Source organism: Gilliamella sp. WF3-4, assembly GCF_001690275.1.
Taxonomy (GTDB): Bacteria; Pseudomonadota; Gammaproteobacteria; order Enterobacterales; family Orbaceae; genus Gilliamella; species Gilliamella apicola_C.
In genome coordinates this window covers 86,564-107,163 of the sequence record NZ_LZGW01000030.1, presented here as the reverse complement: position 1 = coordinate 107,163, position 20,600 = coordinate 86,564, and the positions used below count along the sequence as shown (strand labels likewise).

The window sequence follows — 20,600 nt, the reverse complement described above, 5'->3', positions numbered from 1 at the left end:
GTTATTATATGAAAAAATTAATTTTATTATTTTTGCTATTACCTAACTTGTTATTAGCTCAAGAGGTATATACTAATTCATCCTATCAAGAATTTTTATCTTTAGGAAGCATGGAAAATGGTAAGCAGAATTTCTTAAATCTTAAAAATGGAATGATAGATTGGATAAATTTATCAGAGTTACAGAAAATGGAACAAACAGATATGTTATCGCCACATAATTTTTGGGATAAAGTTAACAAAAACTCTATAGGTTTTTATGCTAATGGTTATGAACCATTTTGGAATGCTAAAATAAGTAAGAATAAATTGCAATTCATATCTCTAAAAGAAAAAAATATAAATATTGCCATAGATATAAAAAATTCTTCTTTAACAAGAAATTTTTTGGTTATTTTTCATTCTAAAGATGGTGTATATGGCTTAATTCGCAGTCTTCCCAAAGGAACTTTTTGTGAAGCAAATCTTGATGAGATAACTTCAATATATGAAATTTTTATTGATTATAAAGGTGAAATATTTGAAGGTTGTGCATATTTAGATAAATTATAAATTGTTTTTAATAGTAAAAAACCACGGCAGTTTTGATTTTAACTTAATTATAAATGTACAGGATTAAAAATGATTAGATTTAAATTTTTCCCTATATGCATTTTATTGATTTCGTTATTTTCTTTCGCAGAAGATAAAAATAAAGATCCCAATAATATTCTTTATGAATTTAAGGGATATTCAAAAAAAACATCGTCCTATCATTCTTTAAAAGACTTTTTTGCTGATAATAATCAAGTTTATGATAAAAAAAACCCACTAAACGCACTTTTTGACCCTAATACGCCTTTATTAAGTATGGTTGAGCATAGAAAACCTTACACAGGTAAAGCTATATTATTTAAAAAGCTTCCACTTGATAGCAATCTAAATGTGTTTCTTTTTGCTTATTGGGATCATAATGATCAAGATTCATATTATAACCTTCCAACCCTTGAGTTACAGATTTTTGATAAGAGTAATCAACTGATTAGCAAAATGATTGTTGTGGATGGTGCACAAGCAGAATGCTCAATCAATAAAAAAACACGTATTTATAAAAATAAGAAATTTGAAATAATAGAATCAGAATATTGCATTGGTATAGAAACAAACAAGCTTATGACTGAACAACATAAGGTAAGTTATTATTTTATTGATGATAAAGGTAATATTAACTTTGAATAATGAATGTGACTAAATATAAATTAGAATAATAAGGTGCTTTCTTCATTACTTTTACTAGCCTATATTGATGCTCAAGATTTTACATAACTCTGTGTCAATTTAATTGACACAGAGAGCACTTTATCAAAACGATTAGTAAAAAATATCATTAACTTTGACAATGCTAAATGTCAATTTTGGATTGGCATAATAGTCATTTGCATACAGAAAAATTTGATTTTAATGCAATTAAAGCAATTGAATAATTCGAAATTTTAAATTAGCAGGATAATGTGAAATGAAAAAAAATTGTTTAACTTTGATTTTATTTTTTATGTTTTCTATAGGATATGTACATTCAAATGAATCTCCGGATATTTGGGATTTTTATAAAGTTTCAAAAAATTCTGTTTCTGGAGGAGGATCCGATTCTGAAAGAGAAAGTTTAATAGAAAGATATTCGAAAATTAAACTCATATTAATTGATGGAGAAGTTATAGTCGATACAATTTGTTTTATTGCGTATGAGACGACAACAGATATTGCTTCCCCTTTATCTTATTGGAAAACCACAGAAAAAGTAGAGGAGTATAAAAAAATTTTTTCAGAGGAAAAAATCCCTTTAGGATATCAATTTGAAGCAATAAAATTTCCTAATAATGACAAAGATGATTTATGCTTAAAAGAAGGTTTGACTGATTTAATAAGGATCGACAATTATTTTGTTTTTTTGACCAAGTCAGGTTACTTGATAACATTTTCGAAGCGTATAGAAAAAAATAACGGATCACCTGTAACCTATAGAGGATTTAATTATAAGATACCAAATCGTGAATTTAGTTGGTTTGGTCATCCAATGTTGACTAATAAAAAAATTGTAGATGATATGAATAAGAAGTGTGATTTCCCTGATGATGGATCTTATTATAATTCATACTTTTATAATGAGTGTGATTTGCACGAATTAGCTTCTTATTTTAGTAAAGTTAGTGAAACTTTATTTGACAAAAAGAAAGTGATATATCAAAAAGGAGAATATCAATACAATTTAACTAAAAAACCGCACAAAGAGTTTGGTTTCGAAATGTATTTAAATATTGAAAAAGATAATAAATTAATTGATAGATTATCCATTTATAGCTGGAGAATTTTAGACTCGGCTGCTTTTATACAGTATTACTATATTGATGAAGATTTTAAGAATATTTGGTTACTAAATTATGTTGGTAGTGAAGAAACGCATGATATTGAAAAATGGAGGCATTATAAAATAGATAACAGTGGGCATTTCAAGCTATTGGAATCGATTTCGTGTGAAAATCGTGATAAACAAGGAATCGTAAAATGTCACAATGATTAAGAATAAAATAGGTCAGGATTTAGAAGTTTACACGCCTGATATGAAAGTGCCACACCAGAGACAAAAAGAACTCTGCATGATTCTCATTTACATTCAGGTTTTGATGACAGCTCTATAAAGGAAATAAAATAACATAACATAACATAACATGAAAAAACTAGTTACTATTGAAATTCTACTATTGATTACAATATTTGTTACATACAATATTAAAACTGTATATGCAGTAGGGGGAATAGACAAAAATTCTTTATCATATAATAATTTTTACGGGGAAAAATTGGTATCAAACAAAGAATTTATATTATCTATAAATAAAACTTGTAAAGAAGATGCCTCGGGGCCATGTACAATTTCAAAAATAAAAAAAAATTATTATCTCCAGTTTAGTAGTCTAAATAACCATGAAATAGCAATTTCTAAACTAAAAAATAATATTGAATTAAAATTGAAAAAAGGAAAAACTAACAATCCATATTCTATGGAGATAGAGTTAATATCTTATAAAAATAATGAAAGAGTAGATTCTATAGTATGTTATGAATATATGAACGATCCCAATAACAGTTTAGCTACAGAAAAATTATACTATTTGAATGATTATAATTTATGGACACTATTTTTCACTTATGATTTAGAATCAACAACAGCTGACAATTGGAGTAAATATAAAATTAATCCTCAATCTGGCAAATTTGAATTAGTAGATAAAGTACTACAACACTAATTCCCTCTAGATAGTGGATAGGCTACATTAATTATTACCCGTTTTATAAGGACATTGTTATGATAAACAAAAAAAGAAAAAACCAACAATGATAAATCATATTTCGAAAAGAGAAATTCGATATTTTTATTTAAGTTCGACAGTTTTAAAAAAAGAAGAGTTAAATCTGGAGAATTAGTTGCATATACTGGTGATATGGGTAACGCTAAAGGGCTTTGTAGCCCTCATTTACATTTTGAAATTGCAATGAATAAACAGGTAACCGCTCTAAAGAATATGATACGCAAACCAATAGATTAGGCTACAAAATTAATCCAGTGGTCCTCGCAAAACAAATGGGCAAATAGCAACCTTTTTAGCACTGAGCCAATAGGTTTAAAAAAGGATAATTCAATAATAGATAGAAATCATACATATAGTTGGATTCATATGGATGTTAGATCATTTGAAAAACAATATTTATTAGATGAATATTTTTGTACTGATGCCACAACTTTAAATAAAGAAAAACTAATTACAGTTATTAATAAATAGCTTAAATAGCCTACTATAGAGGTTAATAATGTTAAAAATAATAAATAGATTTGCCATTGTGTGTTTATGTTGCCTTATCACATTGATAGCAAATGCTGAATTAGAAAATAATGTAAAGGAATTGATAAAAGAAGACACGACAGAATGGCAGTTAGTCAATATTAATTATTTCCCTAATTCCTTATCTGATTCTGAAAGTGTTTATCAATTATCCGAATTATTTAATGGATTATTGATTACAAGCAACCAGTATCAATTAATATTTAATGAGAAATACTCTATTGGTATAAAACCAATAAATGATAATTTAATACCAAACTTTAGGAGTTTATTACAAAAAGAATTAAAACGTTTAAATTTAACTGACCATCAACAAGAAAATCAATATTTCATTTCTGAAACATTGTCCGAGCAATATAATTTAAATCAATCATTAGTGTTTAATTCTGATTACCTTTTCTTATTTATTAATAATGAAATTATTTTAACGTTTAAAAATAAACGAAAAATGCGCCAAGAGCTGGCGAATATTTATAATAATTTAAATACTGCGGTTCTTCCATTAGTTGATCGCTATTGGCCTCCTGAAGAAAATGATAGTTTTTTACCGATACCTGATGAATTTAATTTTTTTTTAAAAGGCATAGTTCAGGATGATTATCTTCATGCAATAAAATTGAAAAAATATAAAAAAATAAATTTAATACTATTATTTTCATATTCCATTTCTGGTGCACCTCAATTATCGTTAATTAGCCTTTCTGAGGATTTTGATTTCATTGATCGTATGGAACTGGGTGAAAATGTTGAATTAGAGGATGGTGGTATTTGGAACAAGTATCTTATTGATGAAAATTTTCGTATAACTATTAAAAAAATTGAATCCCCGTATGATGGATATAAAAAAACAACAATTTTCTTAAATCAAACAAACTATATTATTAATGAAAATGGAATTTTTGTTAAATTAAAAAGATAAGCTATTTAGGCTTAGCTATTTAATAAAATACAAAAGCTTATTGAGTGTAATTTAATCAATAACTAATTGGTTATAATAAATAAAATACATATTAATTAATAACCACAAAAGCAATTTTTCTAAAGAAAATAAAAAAATGGGGATATCAAAATGGCAAGATTAAAAAAATATGACAGGTTAAAGAAATTTATTTTCTTTATTTTTATTTTTTATAATTATTCTTATTGTTATGCCAACAAAAATTCTTTTAAACAAATAAGTGAACACTTTCCATCCCTTAAACTACCGCATAATTCTCGGATTACAGGAAACTTTATTAAAGACAATAATTATAAACATTTTTATTATAATTTTTTTAATGAAAATGAATATTATCCCCATAATATTTCTCCAAGTTTTGTTAATTATTTACAATTATCTAATAATAATTTATATGCTCAACATCACGATTATATAACTAACATTTCAGGTATAAAACTTCCAACCATTCATCACAATATCAATCCAATTTTAATTGAAGGACTACAAGGAAATGGAGAAATGATAACTTATCTTTACCTATTTTCTGATAATTTTGATGTGCTTGATAAGATTATTTTGAAAAATCCTAATGGATTAACAAGAAAAAACTCTGAAATAGACGATCTTGCCCAAGGGTTTATTTATTATAGTATTGATAAAAATTACCAAATTGAACGTCAACAACGCTTTACTGATGAAACAATTGAAATACAACATTATAAAATAACTAAAGATGGGCAGTTTAAAGAAATGCCTGTAATATCTAATTGCTATAAAGAATTTGCTACTAAAGATAATAATATACATTCTAAAAAAAGTCTTTTACTAACCAGTAAACAAGGAAATAATTATTTACGTTTTGCTCATGGGTTAGATTACGATCAGTTTGAAAGTATAATATTAACTTTAAATTCTAATGAGAAAAAACTTTGTATTAATTATCAACAAGCTTTTTCTGTCACCTTTGGCAAGGCTAATTCAAAACGATTTTTTGATAATAATGAATTATATCAACAGCATGTAGAAAATTTTAAAAGTTATGATATTGATATTAGTAATGAATTAGAATACATTACCATCCATGGCTTTGAAAAAACACCATTATCAAAGTTTTTATTAAATGGTAATCAGGCAATTTATATGAAAAATATATTATTTTTTGTTAGTGAAAATCATTTTACTGCTTACAGACAACCAACAGATGAACAATTAACTTATCATTAATGACAAAAGTACTAGCTAGTCATCATGAAACTCATCTTAACGGACAAGCTTCCGGAAAGTGAAAAGACAATCATTTTAGTTGAAAAAGAGGCCCAATTAATCCAGCCTCCGGCAGATAGCTATTTAAACAGTGGCATAGGGATTCATTTTATAGATAGCAGTAACTATTACTATGTTAAAATCAAACCGGAATATACTTTTAGTATACCATTGATATATTTTGACGCTTCACGACAGTCTTCATTCAATACGCCGTTAGGCGGTGGGATTAATGGGATTAACGGTAAAACGCAAAACACCATACCGCAAAAACAATGGTACCGTTTAGCGCAAACAGATAAAGCGCGGTTGATTGATATTAACCGCTTTCTTTATCCTGAACTAACCTTAAATGACATCCCCACTGAAGTTGAGCTAGTGAGTAGTGGCGCGCCACAGATAACGCTACCGGGTGTCTACTCTGAGCCGACCGATGATAATAAAGGTTGCTTTACAATTCGTTTTATTGTTGAGGATAAGCATTACTGGATAGACGCTAATGAAGTCTCCCACCTAGGCCGGCAATCTGGGCAATTAAGTCAAAAACTCGCTTATTGGAAAAAATTTCCATTATCGTTAGATAATTTACCCAAAGCAACCGAAAGCAACACTGTCTACTTTCCACGCACAATATTACTTGACACATCGGGGGATGAGAGTTTAATGGCGGTCGATGATGCTAACCCTGATTCGGTATGGCGTTATATTCAGGCATTGAATCGACAAGGGGTACTGATACAAGGTTGGGTAAACATTACAGCAGGCGCACAAGCGCATATCAAATTGGTTTCTCCATGGTACTGGCCGGAATTTAAAACAGTAGAAGAGAAGGCGACGGTAGGTGAATTATCCAATAAGATTAGTAAGAATAAAGCGGCGAAATTGGATTTAGAAGATTACACGCCAGCGATGCAGGAATTACATCAAATCTTAACGGGAACTTTGCGTTATTCCAATCAGCGAAAAAAAACACACTTACCTTCTTTTACGGATAACTATTTAAAGGAAGGTCTACGCCGAAGTTGGGCCGCAGAGCGGATAGGGCATTTACTGGTCAAATATGAAAGTGAATGGTATGCCGATGAAGCATTAAGTAAATGGAATGAGATAGATGAGCTGTTTGAAGAAGAAAAGCAACAAAAAAAAGAGTCTATTGAAGCGATATTAGATAAAATCGGCATAATCGAGCCCTATCATCGAGACTTTGCCATGAAAAAAGTGGACGAAGCCCTTGAGCATGTCAAATCAAACTGGCAACTTGAAAAAGAGCAACGCATTAAACCGTCACTGTGGTGGAAAGAAGTGGCACAGGCACAAGCTCAAAACCCAACCGCAAACACTGATGCCAATACCCCTAAACTGTCCAATCTATCCGCAGACGGCAAGGCGTGGTTTATTCATCCGGTGGCGATGATAGATTATTTCCCTAAAAGCGAGATTCTTTTTCAGAAAGGGGATAAGCATGAGATTATTCGGGAAATTAATATCCGCCTTGCAGGTTTTGGTGGCAATGTACCAACCGATGAATTTACTGAAAGAACAGAAAAGATGATAAAACAGTTTCAACGTGATTATATGCAAGTTGAGGAAACTGGCGTTGTGGATATACAAGTTATACAAGCAATTGATAGATTTCAAGAAGAATATACGATTAATAATACGATTTGGTTACAACTGAAATGTAGGTGTTCTCCTAAACAATGTAGTGGATTTGGTAATGGTTCAGGAAAAAATACCTCACCAGAACAATTTAATAAATATGAATATCCAGGGTTACATAGATCATTATTATTTGGATTTTGTGCGCTAAACTTTTATTTAAGTAGACAAAATGTTTATAAGTTTAGAGAAATTTCATCGGGATATAGATGTTCTTTGCATAAGGAAGGAGGAACTACTTCTAATCACAGAGGAAAAGCTTTAGATATTCAGTTTAATAAAGGTAATTGGGAAATCAGACATCGATTTTACATTAATATTGAACCCTTAATGTATATTCGTGATAACTTCTTTGCAACTTACCTTAATGCGCAAAACAAATGGGCAAATAGCAACCTTTTTAGCACTGAGCCAATAGGTTTAAAAAAGGATAATTCAATAATAGATAGAAATCATACATATAGTTGGATTCATATGGATGTTAGATCATTTGAAAAACAATATTTATTAGATGAATATTTTTGTACTGATGCCGCAACTTTAAATAAAGAAAAACTAATTACCCTTATTAATAAATAAGAAAAATAGAATAAATTAGAGGAGGAAATAATGCTAACAATACTAAATCGTTTTTTCGTTTTATTTTTTTGTTGTTTTATCACGTTAGCAGTAAGTGCGAATGAAACAAAAAATGATCCCAATTCATTAACAAAGCAGGATATTACAGAGTGGCAATTAGTTGATATTACTTATCTACCCGATATCCCACTTGATGATTTAACGTTATATACACGACTTAACGAAATAAAAAATATATCGGTAAAAAGTTCAGACAGTAAATTAATATTAGATGAAAATCATATAATTAATGTACATCAAGTTACCGACAATTTATCACCGCGTTCCCACGAATTGTTACAAAAAGTATTGGAACATTTAAAGTTAACGGGTAATCAACAAGAAAATCAATATTTTGATTTTGTAACATTACCTAAGCAATATAATTTAAATCCCTCATTAGTGCTTATTTCCGATTACCTTTTTTTATTTACGAATGATGATATGGTTTTGGCGTTTAAATTAAAGCAAAAAATGCGTCAAACGCTAGCAACTATTTATGAAAAATTAAATATTATAGATGTTCCATTGAATAATTATTATTGGGGTGATGAAGTTAATAGTAACAATGATATTTTTTTACCAATAACGGATACAGTTGATCCTTTTGTTGCTGGAAAGTTTAACGATGATTGTTTTGATGAATTTAATTATTTTTTTAAAGGAATGATTGATGATGGTTGTTTTAGGGCATTGAAACTAAAATCTTATAAAAAAATAAAATTATTATTGCTGTCCTCCGTTGCTATTAATTCAGCACGACAGTTATCATTAATTAGCCTTTCGGATGATTTTAATCTGATTGATAGACTAGAAATAGGTGAATTTTATGAGTTGGAGGATGGAGGTATTTTGAGTAAATATTTTATCGATAAAAATTATCGCATAACAATCAAACATTTTAACTCGCCATATGATTACAAGAAAAGACCAACCACTTTAGTCAGTAAAATTCACTATGTCATTAATAAACAAGGAAAATTTGTTAAGGTAAAAAGATAGTTTTTAATTGCAAAATAGGCAAAATTAATTCAAGTACGTAAAAAAACATTTTCACCTATAAGGTTAGGGGGAATGTTTCTAATCCTGAGAATAATGAGGATTTCTTTACAATTCGTTTATGCTTCAAAATAAGCCGTACTGGGTAGAAAGCCATTGGCTTCATTATTGCAAAAAATAACTAATAAATAATTTTAGGATATATTATGATAAATAACTATATAATTTATTTAGTGTTCGGTGTAATTCCTTTTTTTGCTTATGCACAAGAACACCCTATTCAACATCATGTAAACACAATTATCCAACAAAATAATAAAAATGCCTGTTTTGAAAAAAGTACAGATACTTTACCATTAAATAAAGCACATAAAAATACACAATATAATTTAACTAATAATGAAAATTGCAAGATTAAAGATTTGGCATCATGGAATTGCGAAATAGATTTTCGTTATATACCTCTACCATCAAAAAATGACATTAATATGATTTTGGTACCACAGGATTGTGGTGATTTTCCTTACAGACTTTATTTATTGACAATAAAAGATCATCAAATACGATCAGATTTATACGTTGAAGGTGAATGGTACGAACCAGGAAATAATGAAAATCTAATTGAAAAAACACATTTTACTATTTCAAAGGATTTTATCATTACCGTTACAACAGAATATGATAATAATTTAACAATTAAGCATTATTATTTAAATCAAGATGGATATCTTAAAGAAAAAACCAACAATAATTAAATTACTTTTTATTTTTATCATTCCTGAATTTAATTACATCATCAGTTACAGCTGATGAAAAAAGTAGAAACCATTATCGGTAGCGTGATACGCGAAAAGGGAAAAAACACAAAAGTTGTGGATTTATTGCTCAAAGGCAGTAAATTTCGTTTAGGTAAACAAGAAAATTACACGCTAGCGATGCGGGCATTACACCAAATATTAACGGGCACACTGATTTATTCAACCCAACGAAAAAAGGCCTACCGCCACCTACTTTTACAGAAAGGGATTTAAAGAAGGCTTACTCAGAAGCTGGGCAGCGGACACATAGGGCATTTACTGGAGGAGTGGAAAAATGAAAAAATTCTTATTTGGATGTATTTTACTGTTTTTAGTTCCATATTTTACTTATGCATCAAATAATAATCATTATTATTTGTTAATAAAAGATAAAATAAATGTAGAAAATAAAGAAAAGAAATGGCTAGCCAGTATTTTAAATAATTTTATTGTTGGTAATGAACAAAAAATTAAAGTGTTAGGTTGTAATTTTAAGAGAGTCAAAGGGGATAAAGAAACTATCTATAATCAGTTGACTAAACTTAATATCTTTGAGGATTATAATGAAGATTTAAAAAAATATGATCTATCTTTGAATAAGTTTAATGGATTATATTTTATTGAGCCTTCTAATCTATCAGAAAGGTGCATGGGCTTTAATTATGAGATTATCATACTACTTAATAATAATGAATTAATGATTCCTTATAATAAACATTTAGTTTTTTATAAGCAATTAGCTATTACAGATGAAAACAAAATAAATAATTTTAAACGTAATGAAAATTGTCTTGAAACAAAATATTTTGAGATGGAGTCAACTAAAGTTTGTTTCTATAAAAATATGACAATATTAGATGTATATGAAGCAATGAGTATTAATCCTACTTATGAGTTTAGGAAAAAAATCAAACAGGGAGAAGATTTTTCGGATATTTACGAAGATGATTATATGAGAGTTGAAGTTGAATATAAATGGAAAGGGAAAAATAAGCTAGAGATTGTACAATATTTTGATGGTGGAGAGACTTATTACACATTTGTTAATCAAGAAAAGAGAACAAAATTAATAACCAAATTTTCGCCAGATTAAGAAATGATACAAAATGGTAGCTTGTATATTAATTCTATCGTGGTGATTTATAATAAACAGGCTACTATTTATCTAAAATATCAACAGAAAATCTATCAATATTGCACTTAATAAAGTCGCCACTTAGATAAGAAAAATCATAAAATAGATCATCTTGAAAAACTAAATTTGATAATATTAATTTATTTTCAAATAAGTATCCGTTGATATGATGAGTAAACGTGTCTTGTTGTTGTTTAATGATAAAGCATTTATCTTTAGATAATTCTGGTTTTATTTTATTAATAAAACACAAGCCAAGCTCTAATAAGTAAATATTACCCGTGTTAAGCGCCCAAGGAGAAGAGTTAATAAAACAACAGAGTTGATACTGTCCAAAAGCGAAAGTAGCCTGCTCCTCAATATAGGGATCAAAGGCAATTAACTTTGCATAATATTTCATTATTCCTCTCCTAATTGTTATACACGAACTAAGATAACTACGTTTACCAATGAGACTAGAACATAAAGCCATTTATCCTACTAATTTTAGCATCTCTTGTGAATATTATCATTTTGGCTGTGCTGCCTAACATTCAATATCATCGATGACTTCATCGTGAGATGTTAAACATTGGTATTGCTCTTAATTTACCAGAGGGAAGAGATTTAAAAATCCACCTTAAAAACTTTAATAAAATCAATAGGTTTTCTGAACCATTTTTATTGTTTTACTTTAGACTTAATCAACAATTGCTTGTGTTTAAAATCAATGCTTATACTATTTTTACTAATAAAATCAAAACATAGCAATTTATCAGGCTTAAATTCAGTGGAAAAGAAATCTAATATAACAACTTCAATATTATCATGAACAACATTATTTACTTTAGAGGTAGCACTATTGAAAATCATTTTATAATTTTTGATAACATCAGACATATCTATAACCAAACCCTTATCATTAAAAATGACCTTAGCATCTGCTTGTTATCTAATTTAGCAACAACGTTTCCCCTTCAATGTTTACTGGTACTTTAACGCATCAAAAAGGGGAAAGATATTATTACGGCAATCCTTTCTGTCGCAATATCACCACCTAAACGGCATCCCATATCAAACCGCTGTTTAACTATATCTGCCCAGCTATCAACAGTTTGAATTTCAACTTGAATGAATGGGTAACGTGGCAAAAAACTGCGGTGCCCAGTATTGGGCGCTTAATCCTATTATCAATTAAATGCAACTTGCTTAAAGCCGGATATGGCCGTTGGCTGGCTATTTTTTGCAATTTTTTCAATACGACTAATGATTTGGATAAGTTTGTCGCTATAGTTAGGATCAGTTGCATAATGTGCTGCTTGCAATTCTTTAGCTGCCGTTCTGGCATCAGGAGCTTTAACTACTGCGCGGTAGCGAGGGTTTTTGGTTAATAAATTAAGGTAATCGGTGATTGCATGTTGTTTGCTATTATAGACTCTAAATTCATCTTGAATTTTTATCATATGGTTATCAATGAATTCTTGCGTTGTTAAACGCGTTGAACGCCCTTGCCATGATGGAGTTGCCTTTATACCAAAATAATTATAGCTTGATTGGTTATGTTCTGTCTTGATTTGTTTTTGCCCCCAGCCTGTTTCTAATGCAGCTTGTGCAATAATGATTTCATAAGGAATTCCCGATTGTTTAGCTGCCTGCTTGGCTGGCTCAAGCCATTCTTTGACAAATTGGGTAACATGATTTTCATTTGTATTATCACGTGTTGTTTTTGATACTTTTTCGTTATGCTGACTTTCAAGCATGTTGTTAGCACTACGATATAACATTTGCCCTAATGCTTGAGGCGATATGTTAGATGGAGCCTGACTAAATAAAGATTGGGCTAATTGAAGATGTTGTGCTGTATTGTTTGTATTAGATTGTAATTGATTATTAGATTGTAAGTTAGTATTAGAGTGCAAATTAGCATTAATTGATGATCTATTAGTTAACTGCTTAGTAAGCATATCAGCTAAACCCAACCCTTTACCGGCAGCTTGTTGCGCAATTTGCTGATCAAACATTGCAGTAAATAGTTGTGAAGCAGATTGACTAAATAAACCGCTTTCAGGCACCGCTTTGCGCATACTTTGCATCATCATATTAATAAATAAGGACTCAAATTGCTGAGCAACTTGCTTGATACCTTGAGCAGAACCATTAGCAACATTGCGTTTTAGTTGGTTTAGCCCTGAAAAGTCATAAGCAAAGCGATTAAAAGGTTGTCCAATTTTATTATTCATAATGTCATTTCTTTTATAAATCGTTTTTTAAATAGTTTCCAATGAAGCATGCAAACAGCCCGCCGTCTTTAAGGCTTCAAGTATCGACATTAACTCAGTAGGATTAGCGCCTAATAAATTTAGCGAATTAATCACTCGGTTTAAATCAGTGCCCGATGCGATGTTATGTAATGCGCCACCTTCTTGCTCAACACTGACTTGATTATCAGGCGTAACCACTGTTGCACCACCCGCTAATGGCGTATTGGGTTGGCTGACTTTTAATTTACTATTTACAACAACAGATAAATTGCCATGTGCTACGGCACAATTATCCAATTTAACCTTTTGATTCATAACTACAACACCTGTTCTTGTGTTGATGACCACTTTTGCTGAAATAGGGGTTGTGCCAATTTCAAGATCTTGTATTCGAGAAAGTAACTGCACTCGAGTTGTATTTTCTTTTGGCATCTGTAGTGCTATTGTTGTACCATCTAGTGCAACCGCCGTGTTTTTTTGTAACTTGTTAATGACATCAGCAATTTTTAAGGCACGGGTAAAATCAAATTGATTAAGGTGCAAGTGGATAACATTTCGTTCATCTAAACGGGTTGCTAGTTCTCGTTCAATGGTTGCCCCATTAGGTATGGTTGCACCGGCCGTTTGATTAACACTGACACTACTTCCTTTACTACTTGCGCCCATTCCTCCCACAAAAAGATTGCCTTGTGCAATAGCATAGACTTGATTATCAGCCCCCTTTAATGGCGTCATGATCAATGTGCCACCACGTAAGCTTTTTGCATTACCAAGCGAAGATACCACCACATCGATTTGTTGCCCAACGCGTGAATAAGAAGGCAATTTTGCAGTAACCATAACTGCAGCAACATTTTTTAATTGCATATTGCTGCCTGTTGGCACAGTAATCCCTAATTGGGATAGCATATTAGTGATACTTTGGATAGTAAAAGGTGTTTGTGATGTTTGATCGCCTGTGCCATCAAGCCCAACAACAATCCCATAACCAACTAAGGCGTTTTCTCTTACCCCTTCAATGGTGACCAAATCACGTATACGCTCAGCATGACCATTCGGTATAACCAATATCATCATCAAGGTAAAGCAGAAAAAAGGACGCAATTTTTTTATCATAATGAGACTCATTAAAATGGTGAAAGATTTAAGAATAATCGCTGTAACCAGCCCATTGTTTGCGCTTCATCAATGTAACCATTACCCACATATTCAATGCGTGCATCAGCAACTTGCGTTGAAATTACCGTATTATTGCCGCTGATGGTTCTTGGATTAACAACACCAGAAAAGCGTATGAATTCAGTGCCTTGATTAATTGCAATCTGTTTTTCACCAATCACTTTCAAGTTACCATTGATCATGACATCTTGAACGGTGACCGTGATTGTGCCACTAAAAGTATTTTTAGCATTAGCGCCACCAGATCCCTTAAAGTCATTGTCACCAGACATTTCGGTATTGGCTTTACCACGACCCACTAGCCCATCAAGAAATGTCGGTATGGTTTTTACCCCTAAATTCACTGAGCCATTTCGTCCAGCATTAACAGATGAGCTTTTGCTAGCGCTCACGTTTTCTTGTAAAACAATAGTTAACACATCGCCAATATTGCGCGGGCGACGATCTTCAAATATCGGCTGATAACCAAAGCTACTGGGCTGGCTAGCTTGATAAATTGAACCATTATTGTTCACAGTTTCTGGCATTTGTGGAACAATGCTCGTTTTACCCTCAACTAAGGCTTGTTTAGGTAATTGAGCACAGCTAAACAAAAAAAATGCAATTAAAATATAAAAATATCTCATTACGCTTATTATATTGTTAAATTTATAACTGATTTAAACGTTGCAACATTTGGTCTGATGTTGAAATCGCTTTACTGTTAATTTCGTAAGCGCGTTGAACTTGGATCATATTCACCAATTCTTCAGCAACATTGACATTAGATGTTTCGGTATAACCTTGATATAACAGACCTGCGCCGTTTAATCCTGGCGTATTTTCAGTGGGTGCACCTGAACTTTCCGTTTCTAAATAAAGGTTTTCGCCCATGCTTTCAAGCCCAGCATCATTAATAAACGTATGTAATGTTAATTGACCAACTTGCACTTGTGTTGACTGATTAGCTAACGTCACATTAACCACACCATCACGTGCAACCGTCATTTTGATTGCATTGGATGGAATACTAATAGTTGGCTGAATTTCATATCCCGCAGCGGTTACCAATTGACCATTTTGGTTGACTTGAAATGCGCCGTTGCGTGTATAAGCTTGCGTTCCATCAGGTAATAGCACCTGAAAAAAACCTTGTCCGTTAATTGCAATATCACTGCTGTTATCCGTTGCTTCTAAATTACCTTGGCTATGAACCCGCTCTGTTGCAACAGGACGAACACCTGTACCTATTTGCAAACCTGATGGTAGTGTTGTTTGTTCTGAAGACTGCGCACCGGGTTGACGAACAGTTTGGTATAATAAATCTTCAAATACAGCACGTTGCCGTTTAAAACCACTGGTACTCACATTAGCAAGATTATTGGAAATAATATCCATATTCATTTGTTGTGCGGTTAAGCCTGTTTTGGCAATCCACAATGATTTAATCATAGTTTTTCCTACTTAAATTATTAATAAAGCTAAGTTAGCGATAAAATTTGGTTCGCTTTTTGTGCATTTTCATCCGCAGTAGTGATTTCTTTCATCTGCATTTCAAATTGGCGAGCGTGGCTAATTAAATCAACCATCGCAGTAACAGGATTAACATTACTTCCTTCTAATACACCAGACATCAGCTTAGCTTGTGGGTTATCTGGCATCACCATACCGTTTTCATTACGCGCCTGTTCGGTTAATTGAAAAAAGCCATTATCACCACGCACTATTTGATGAGGTTCAATATGGACTTTTTTTATTTTACCGACTTGAGCTATGGTCGTTGGTTTATCCCCAGCCCCTAATGCTGAAAGTGTGCCATCACTGCTAATACTCACTTGCGATTTTTGTGGCACAGTCAATACACCACTATCACCAAGTAATGGATAGCCTTGTATGTTAAGGGTGCCATTTTCGTCAATTTCAATGGCACCATTGCGGGTGTACGCTTCGCTACCATCGGCTAATTGCACTGCCAACCAGTTATCTTCTGCCAAAGCAACATCGAGATTTCTACCTGTATAGTTAAATGCCCCCATTGTCGAGTCAAACGTTGGGGTTGTTGCAACCACCATGGTTCGGGTGGGCGTATCATTGCCGACAATAGGAACAGCTTTCATCGCTGTCAACTGTGCACGAAATCCTGTCGTAGAAACATTAGCTAGATTATTGGTAGTAATTGACTGCCGATTTAATGTCTGGCTTGCTGCCGACATGGCTGTATAAATAACACGATCCATAAATAGCCTTTATACTAACGCAAATTCACTAGCGTATTGAGAATTTGATCTTGCGTTTTAATTGTTTGCGAATTAGATTGGTAATTTCGCTGAGCTACAATCATATTCACTAATTCCTGACTCATATCAACATTTGACGATTCAAGCGCGCCACTAGCTAATGATCCAAAAGTGCCTGAATTTGCCACGCCTAATACTTCACCACCAGAATTAATAGTTGATCGCCAGTTATTGTTTCCTGCTGATTCAAGCCCGTTAACATTGGCAAAATCAGCCATCGCAATTTGACCTAATAACATTGTCTGTTGGTTAGAATACACACCATAAATAGAGCCATCATCATTAATGCTATAACCGACTAAATCACCCGGCGCATAACCATCAACCACAGGCGTTTTAATACTACCGAGTTCTTTACCCATATTTTGCTGAGAACTATTCGCTAATGATAAAGTAAAGGTGTTGTCAGCCGAGCCGTTTAATCCATTAATATTAATGGTCATTTCAGGATCGCTAATTAATTTGCCTGAAGAATCAAACTCCATTTGGCCTACTTTTTGTAAAGTGGCTTTAGGATCACTACTATCAAGACAGTGAACATCCCATTGATTATCCGCAGTTTTAACATAAAAGAGCTGAACATTACGTTGATTACCCAGTGAATCATAAGTCGTAATGGTTGTAGAATAATTGAAAGTATCGGCATCAAGTGCATTGATTGGTTGCTTGGCTGGAACTTTACTATTAGAGTTTAAGTTGGTTTGTAAAGTCGCCTTTGTGGTCGCGGTGGCGTTTAACATTTCTTGTGAAATTTTTAATGGACCAGGTGCTGCACCTTGTTGCACTGTGGGTGGTGTTCCTGTTGCAAGATATCCCGTTAACTGAAGACCATCAGCAGAAACAATATTTCGCTCAGCATCTAACTGAAATTGTCCATTACGAGTATAGAAAACTTGACCACTACTATCCACTAAACGAAAAAAACCATTACCCGAGATAGCAACATCTAAACTGTTGTTGGTTGTTGTCGCTGTTCCATCATTAAAATTTTGCATTACTGCAGCGACTTTTACCCCCATGCCAACTTTTGAGCCAGCATAGATATCAGCAAATGAAATACTAGCGCTTTTAAAGCCTACCGTTGCAGAGTTAGCGATATTATTACCAATGACATCTAATTGTTTTGATGCGGCATTCATGCCACTTACCGCTTGAGAAAATCCCATTTGAAGTTTATCTCCTTTAAAGAATTTGACGTACTTCGTCAATACTAATTGAACCGAGTATTCCTAGATCCAGTAATACTTTATTATTAACTTTGCTATTAATAACACCGTATACCACTGAATAGGATAATGAAGTAGATGACACTTTTTGCCCGTCACAACTTGCGTTAACTGAAAAAGTATAACTACCATCTGGCGCTACCGTTCCATCTGAAAGCATACCATCCCAAGTAAAAGAACTTACACCTGCGGGAATTGCGCCTAAATCAACTTCTCGCACCACATTACCCTTGTCATCTTGAATCGTAATAACAACTGAGTCTGCATCACGAACTAACTCAAAACCAAAAGGTGTTGTAATGGTTTCTTTTCCTGCCTCTGAAGCTTCTTGCTCAGACGTTGCAACTAAAATTTTATTGCCAGGCACCATTACACCTTTACCAATCATGTTGCTAGCGTTAACCGATAAGCTATCATCGATCTGACCTGAAACCATCCCTAATGTTGTGTTAAGCCGTTCTATACCGGCTAAAGTATTAATCTGAGCAAGTTGTGATGTTAACTGGCTATTATCCATTGGATTGGTCGGATCTTGGTTTTTCATTTGTGCAATTAATAACGTTAAAAAATTATCTTGCAATTCTTTACTTGAATTACCATCAGATGTACTTTTTTGCGTCGTTTGTGGGCTTTTTACCCCTGGTGACTGTGAAACGAGTACATTAGATACGCCCATCGGTTACTCCTTATTATTGCCCTAATGTAAGGGTTTTTAGCATTAAACTTTTTGCCGTATTAATCACTTCTATATTGGCCTGATAACTACGTGAAGCCGAAATGGTATTGACCATTTCGGCAACAACATCAACATTCGGTTTTTGAATATAACCTTTTGCATCGGCCAAGGGGTGATGTGGTTCATACACTAGATTCATCGGTGAGGGATCTTCAATGACTTGCGACACTTTCACACCTGCAATTGGGTTGGTCTGACCTTTATCATCTACTTGAAAAATCACTTGTTTAGCTCGATAAGCTTCACCAGACGTGCTTGTAATACTGTCAGCATTGGCTAAATTACTGGCACTGACATTCATTCGTTGGGTTTGCGCCATTAATGCCGACCCTGAAATAGCAAAAATAGAAAAACTCATTACACTTATCCTTGTTGTAATACCGACATAACATTTTTAAATTGTTCACCTAAAAATGTCAGGTTACTTTGATAGTGAATGCTATTGTCAATAAATGCCGTCCGTTCTTGATCCATTTCTACCGTATTACCATCTGCTGCCGATTGATACGGTATGCGATAAAGTACATTTTGATTCACCACCATTGGTGTTTTTACCGCAATGTGATGATTTGAGGTAATGCTAAGCCCTACATGATTAACATGATTTTGATTATTAAGCGCTTTGCTTAATTCTGCGTTAAAATCAATATCTCGAGCCTGATAGTTAGGTGTATCGCTATTGGCAATATTTGCAGCTAAAATATTTTGTCGCATTTCACGTATATTCAATGCTTGTTGGTGAAAATTAACCCAGTTATCCAATTTATCAAACATAAAATCATCTCACTTTTTTTGATAATGAGGATTTTAAGCGAATAAAAAAAAAGTCATCGCGCAAATAACGGTAAAAATTGCCCTTATTTCAAGATTCACTTCACGCAATCATAAAGTACAATCAACTTATCACTAATTGAATGTCGATCAATATGATTAAGATTGCAAAACTAATACTAACTGTTGTTATGCTATTTAACTGGAATAGTGTTTTAGCTAATTGTCTTGATAAACAAATTAACAATTTAATATCTCAGCAGTTTAACCATAAAGTAGAAGATATTTTAATTACTTACCTTACCCCTAAACCGCAATTGAGTTGCGATACCCCAATACTTTCATTATTGAATAAAAAAAAACCATGGGGAAACATGACCATTTATGCTCAATGTGATAATAAGAAAAAATTTATGCGGATTAATGTGGCTGTCATAAGTAATTATGTTGTGGCTAAGCAAGCAATAAGTGCAGGAACTGTAATTAACGAAGATCATATACATATACAATCAGGCAGGCTAGATAAGCTACCTGCTACGATTATTTTAAATAAAGCCGATATTCTTAATCATATTGCATTAAGAAATATTGATCACAATGAACCAATAAAAACAACCATGCTTCAAAAAAATTGGCTCGTAAAAGCTGGGCAACAAGTTAAAGTGATAATAAATGGCGATGGGTATGAAATAGCCACTAAGGGGAAAGCGCTAAGCAATGCAGTATTAAATGATAAAGTTAAAGTTAAACTTAATTCTGACAATATTGTTGAAGGTACGTTAACTTATCAAGGAGTAATCATTTTCAATAAATAATATTAATGATTTTTTTATTATTGCCGATAATAACATTAAGCCAGTCACTTAAATCGTAAATTTGATTAA

Annotated in this window: 24 protein-coding genes; 12 read left to right on the top strand and 12 right to left on the bottom strand. The window is 32.4% G+C overall.

From position 1 onward, the window contains the following. Window positions 1-8 precede the first annotated feature (8 nt). The 11 genes from A9G47_RS06845 to A9G47_RS06795 all read left to right on the top strand — a co-directional run bounded on the left by A9G47_RS06845 (window position 9) and on the right by A9G47_RS06795 (window position 11,246). Window positions 9-551, top strand: coding sequence for a hypothetical protein (locus tag A9G47_RS06845; protein ID WP_065642507.1), 543 nt, complete (start codon window positions 9-11; stop codon window positions 549-551). A gap of 69 nt (window positions 552-620) precedes the next feature. Next, a complete protein-coding gene (locus A9G47_RS06840) occupies window positions 621-1,217 on the top strand; it encodes a hypothetical protein (RefSeq protein ID WP_065642506.1) in 597 nt (198 codons plus the stop codon). A gap of 277 nt (window positions 1,218-1,494) precedes the next feature. Continuing rightward, entirely contained in the window at window positions 1,495-2,556 is a 1,062-nt protein-coding gene (locus tag A9G47_RS06835; protein WP_065642505.1) for a hypothetical protein, read from the top strand. Window positions 2,557-2,704: 148 nt separating this feature from the next. Then, window positions 2,705-3,283 (top strand): hypothetical protein, encoded by a 579-nt coding sequence (locus tag A9G47_RS06830; protein ID WP_065642504.1) that lies wholly within the window; start codon window positions 2,705-2,707, stop codon window positions 3,281-3,283. A gap of 562 nt (window positions 3,284-3,845) precedes the next feature. After that, window positions 3,846-4,796, top strand: coding sequence for a hypothetical protein (locus A9G47_RS06825; protein WP_065642503.1), 951 nt, complete (start codon window positions 3,846-3,848; stop codon window positions 4,794-4,796). Window positions 4,797-4,946: 150 nt separating this feature from the next. Continuing rightward, window positions 4,947-6,041 (top strand): hypothetical protein, encoded by a 1,095-nt coding sequence (locus A9G47_RS06820; protein ID WP_065580747.1) that lies wholly within the window; start codon window positions 4,947-4,949, stop codon window positions 6,039-6,041. A 24-nt stretch (window positions 6,042-6,065) separates the two neighbouring features. Beyond that, a complete protein-coding gene (locus A9G47_RS06815) occupies window positions 6,066-8,318 on the top strand; it encodes a peptidoglycan-binding domain-containing protein (protein WP_065642502.1) in 2,253 nt (750 codons plus the stop codon). A 30-nt stretch (window positions 8,319-8,348) separates the two neighbouring features. Beyond that, on the top strand, window positions 8,349-9,359 hold the full coding sequence (locus A9G47_RS06810; RefSeq protein WP_065567509.1) for a hypothetical protein: 1,011 nt from the start codon (window positions 8,349-8,351) through the stop codon (window positions 9,357-9,359). A gap of 203 nt (window positions 9,360-9,562) precedes the next feature. Continuing rightward, the gene (locus A9G47_RS06805; protein WP_081303574.1) at window positions 9,563-10,111 is read left to right on the top strand and encodes a hypothetical protein; all 549 of its coding nucleotides are present in this window, start codon (window positions 9,563-9,565) and stop codon (window positions 10,109-10,111) included. 54 nt (window positions 10,112-10,165) lie between these two features. Beyond that, window positions 10,166-10,387 (top strand): hypothetical protein, encoded by a 222-nt coding sequence (locus A9G47_RS06800; RefSeq protein ID WP_065642501.1) that lies wholly within the window; start codon window positions 10,166-10,168, stop codon window positions 10,385-10,387. Window positions 10,388-10,448: 61 nt separating this feature from the next. Beyond that, the gene (locus tag A9G47_RS06795) at window positions 10,449-11,246 is read left to right on the top strand and encodes a hypothetical protein (protein ID WP_065642500.1); all 798 of its coding nucleotides are present in this window, start codon (window positions 10,449-10,451) and stop codon (window positions 11,244-11,246) included. A 64-nt stretch (window positions 11,247-11,310) separates the two neighbouring features. Here A9G47_RS06795 and A9G47_RS06790 read toward each other — a convergent pair whose 3' ends face one another. The 12 genes from A9G47_RS06790 to flgB all read right to left on the bottom strand — a co-directional run bounded on the left by A9G47_RS06790 (window position 11,311) and on the right by flgB (window position 19,719). Continuing rightward, window positions 11,311-11,688 carry a hypothetical protein gene (locus A9G47_RS06790; RefSeq protein ID WP_065579863.1) on the bottom strand — a complete coding sequence of 126 codons (378 nt, stop codon included), beginning with the start codon at window positions 11,686-11,688 and terminating at the stop codon, window positions 11,311-11,313. A gap of 260 nt (window positions 11,689-11,948) precedes the next feature. Beyond that, window positions 11,949-12,167, bottom strand: a complete 219-nt coding sequence (locus tag A9G47_RS06785; protein ID WP_065642499.1) for a hypothetical protein — start codon at window positions 12,165-12,167, stop codon at window positions 11,949-11,951. A gap of 95 nt (window positions 12,168-12,262) precedes the next feature. Beyond that, window positions 12,263-12,418, bottom strand: a complete 156-nt coding sequence (locus A9G47_RS14235) for a hypothetical protein (RefSeq protein WP_176700670.1) — start codon at window positions 12,416-12,418, stop codon at window positions 12,263-12,265. Window positions 12,419-12,457: 39 nt separating this feature from the next. After that, window positions 12,458-13,507, bottom strand: a complete 1,050-nt coding sequence (gene flgJ / locus A9G47_RS06780) for a flagellar assembly peptidoglycan hydrolase FlgJ (RefSeq protein WP_065642498.1) — start codon at window positions 13,505-13,507, stop codon at window positions 12,458-12,460. Window positions 13,508-13,534: 27 nt separating this feature from the next. Further along, the gene (locus A9G47_RS06775) at window positions 13,535-14,644 is read right to left on the bottom strand and encodes a flagellar basal body P-ring protein FlgI (protein WP_065568284.1); all 1,110 of its coding nucleotides are present in this window, start codon (window positions 14,642-14,644) and stop codon (window positions 13,535-13,537) included. An 11-nt stretch (window positions 14,645-14,655) separates the two neighbouring features. Continuing rightward, window positions 14,656-15,333 (bottom strand): flagellar basal body L-ring protein FlgH, encoded by a 678-nt coding sequence (locus tag A9G47_RS06770; protein ID WP_065568283.1) that lies wholly within the window; start codon window positions 15,331-15,333, stop codon window positions 14,656-14,658. A 22-nt stretch (window positions 15,334-15,355) separates the two neighbouring features. After that, entirely contained in the window at window positions 15,356-16,138 is a 783-nt protein-coding gene (gene flgG, locus A9G47_RS06765; RefSeq protein WP_065568282.1) for a flagellar basal-body rod protein FlgG, read from the bottom strand. A gap of 29 nt (window positions 16,139-16,167) precedes the next feature. After that, window positions 16,168-16,923, bottom strand: a complete 756-nt coding sequence (locus tag A9G47_RS06760) for a flagellar basal body rod protein FlgF (protein WP_065568281.1) — start codon at window positions 16,921-16,923, stop codon at window positions 16,168-16,170. Between the two features lie 14 nt (window positions 16,924-16,937). Continuing rightward, complete coding sequence (gene flgE / locus A9G47_RS06755) at window positions 16,938-18,149, bottom strand: flagellar hook protein FlgE (protein WP_065568280.1); 1,212 nt, start codon at window positions 18,147-18,149, stop codon at window positions 16,938-16,940. A gap of 16 nt (window positions 18,150-18,165) precedes the next feature. Next, complete coding sequence (locus A9G47_RS06750) at window positions 18,166-18,885, bottom strand: flagellar hook assembly protein FlgD (RefSeq protein WP_065579859.1); 720 nt, start codon at window positions 18,883-18,885, stop codon at window positions 18,166-18,168. Window positions 18,886-18,898: 13 nt separating this feature from the next. Then, a complete protein-coding gene (flgC, locus tag A9G47_RS06745) occupies window positions 18,899-19,303 on the bottom strand; it encodes a flagellar basal body rod protein FlgC (RefSeq protein ID WP_065579858.1) in 405 nt (134 codons plus the stop codon). 5 nt (window positions 19,304-19,308) lie between these two features. Further along, window positions 19,309-19,719 (bottom strand): flagellar basal body rod protein FlgB, encoded by a 411-nt coding sequence (gene flgB / locus A9G47_RS06740; RefSeq protein WP_065568277.1) that lies wholly within the window; start codon window positions 19,717-19,719, stop codon window positions 19,309-19,311. A gap of 152 nt (window positions 19,720-19,871) precedes the next feature. Between flgB and flgA the strand changes: the two genes are divergently transcribed. Further along, complete coding sequence (flgA, locus tag A9G47_RS06735) at window positions 19,872-20,531, top strand: flagellar basal body P-ring formation chaperone FlgA (protein WP_065642497.1); 660 nt, start codon at window positions 19,872-19,874, stop codon at window positions 20,529-20,531. Window positions 20,532-20,600: the final 69 nt, after the last annotated feature.

Bases quoted from the DNA above. Each gene is read 5' to 3' on its own strand.
- A9G47_RS06845 (WP_065642507.1), top strand. From the start codon at position 9: ATGAAAAAATTAATTTTATTATTTTTGCTATTACCTAACTTGTTATTA.
- A9G47_RS06840 (WP_065642506.1), top strand. From the start codon at position 621: ATGATTAGATTTAAATTTTTCCCTATATGCATTTTATTGATTTCGTTA.
- A9G47_RS06835 (WP_065642505.1), top strand. From the start codon at position 1,495: ATGAAAAAAAATTGTTTAACTTTGATTTTATTTTTTATGTTTTCTATA.
- A9G47_RS06830 (WP_065642504.1), top strand. From the start codon at position 2,705: ATGAAAAAACTAGTTACTATTGAAATTCTACTATTGATTACAATATTT.
- A9G47_RS06825 (WP_065642503.1), top strand. From the start codon at position 3,846: ATGTTAAAAATAATAAATAGATTTGCCATTGTGTGTTTATGTTGCCTT.
- A9G47_RS06820 (WP_065580747.1), top strand. From the start codon at position 4,947: ATGGCAAGATTAAAAAAATATGACAGGTTAAAGAAATTTATTTTCTTT.
- A9G47_RS06815 (WP_065642502.1), top strand. From the start codon at position 6,066: ATGAAACTCATCTTAACGGACAAGCTTCCGGAAAGTGAAAAGACAATC.
- A9G47_RS06810 (WP_065567509.1), top strand. From the start codon at position 8,349: ATGCTAACAATACTAAATCGTTTTTTCGTTTTATTTTTTTGTTGTTTT.
- A9G47_RS06805 (WP_081303574.1), top strand. From the start codon at position 9,563: ATGATAAATAACTATATAATTTATTTAGTGTTCGGTGTAATTCCTTTT.
- A9G47_RS06800 (WP_065642501.1), top strand. From the start codon at position 10,166: ATGAAAAAAGTAGAAACCATTATCGGTAGCGTGATACGCGAAAAGGGA.
- A9G47_RS06795 (WP_065642500.1), top strand. From the start codon at position 10,449: ATGAAAAAATTCTTATTTGGATGTATTTTACTGTTTTTAGTTCCATAT.
- A9G47_RS06790 (WP_065579863.1), bottom strand. From the start codon at position 11,688: ATGAAATATTATGCAAAGTTAATTGCCTTTGATCCCTATATTGAGGAG.
- A9G47_RS06785 (WP_065642499.1), bottom strand. From the start codon at position 12,167: ATGTCTGATGTTATCAAAAATTATAAAATGATTTTCAATAGTGCTACC.
- flgJ (WP_065642498.1), bottom strand. From the start codon at position 13,507: ATGAATAATAAAATTGGACAACCTTTTAATCGCTTTGCTTATGACTTT.
- A9G47_RS06775 (WP_065568284.1), bottom strand. From the start codon at position 14,644: ATGATAAAAAAATTGCGTCCTTTTTTCTGCTTTACCTTGATGATGATA.
- A9G47_RS06770 (WP_065568283.1), bottom strand. From the start codon at position 15,333: ATGAGATATTTTTATATTTTAATTGCATTTTTTTTGTTTAGCTGTGCT.
- flgG (WP_065568282.1), bottom strand. From the start codon at position 16,138: ATGATTAAATCATTGTGGATTGCCAAAACAGGCTTAACCGCACAACAA.
- A9G47_RS06760 (WP_065568281.1), bottom strand. From the start codon at position 16,923: ATGGATCGTGTTATTTATACAGCCATGTCGGCAGCAAGCCAGACATTA.
- flgE (WP_065568280.1), bottom strand. From the start codon at position 18,149: ATGGGATTTTCTCAAGCGGTAAGTGGCATGAATGCCGCATCAAAACAA.
- A9G47_RS06750 (WP_065579859.1), bottom strand. From the start codon at position 18,885: ATGGGCGTATCTAATGTACTCGTTTCACAGTCACCAGGGGTAAAAAGC.
- flgC (WP_065579858.1), bottom strand. From the start codon at position 19,303: ATGAGTTTTTCTATTTTTGCTATTTCAGGGTCGGCATTAATGGCGCAA.
- flgB (WP_065568277.1), bottom strand. From the start codon at position 19,719: ATGTTTGATAAATTGGATAACTGGGTTAATTTTCACCAACAAGCATTG.
- flgA (WP_065642497.1), top strand. From the start codon at position 19,872: ATGATTAAGATTGCAAAACTAATACTAACTGTTGTTATGCTATTTAAC.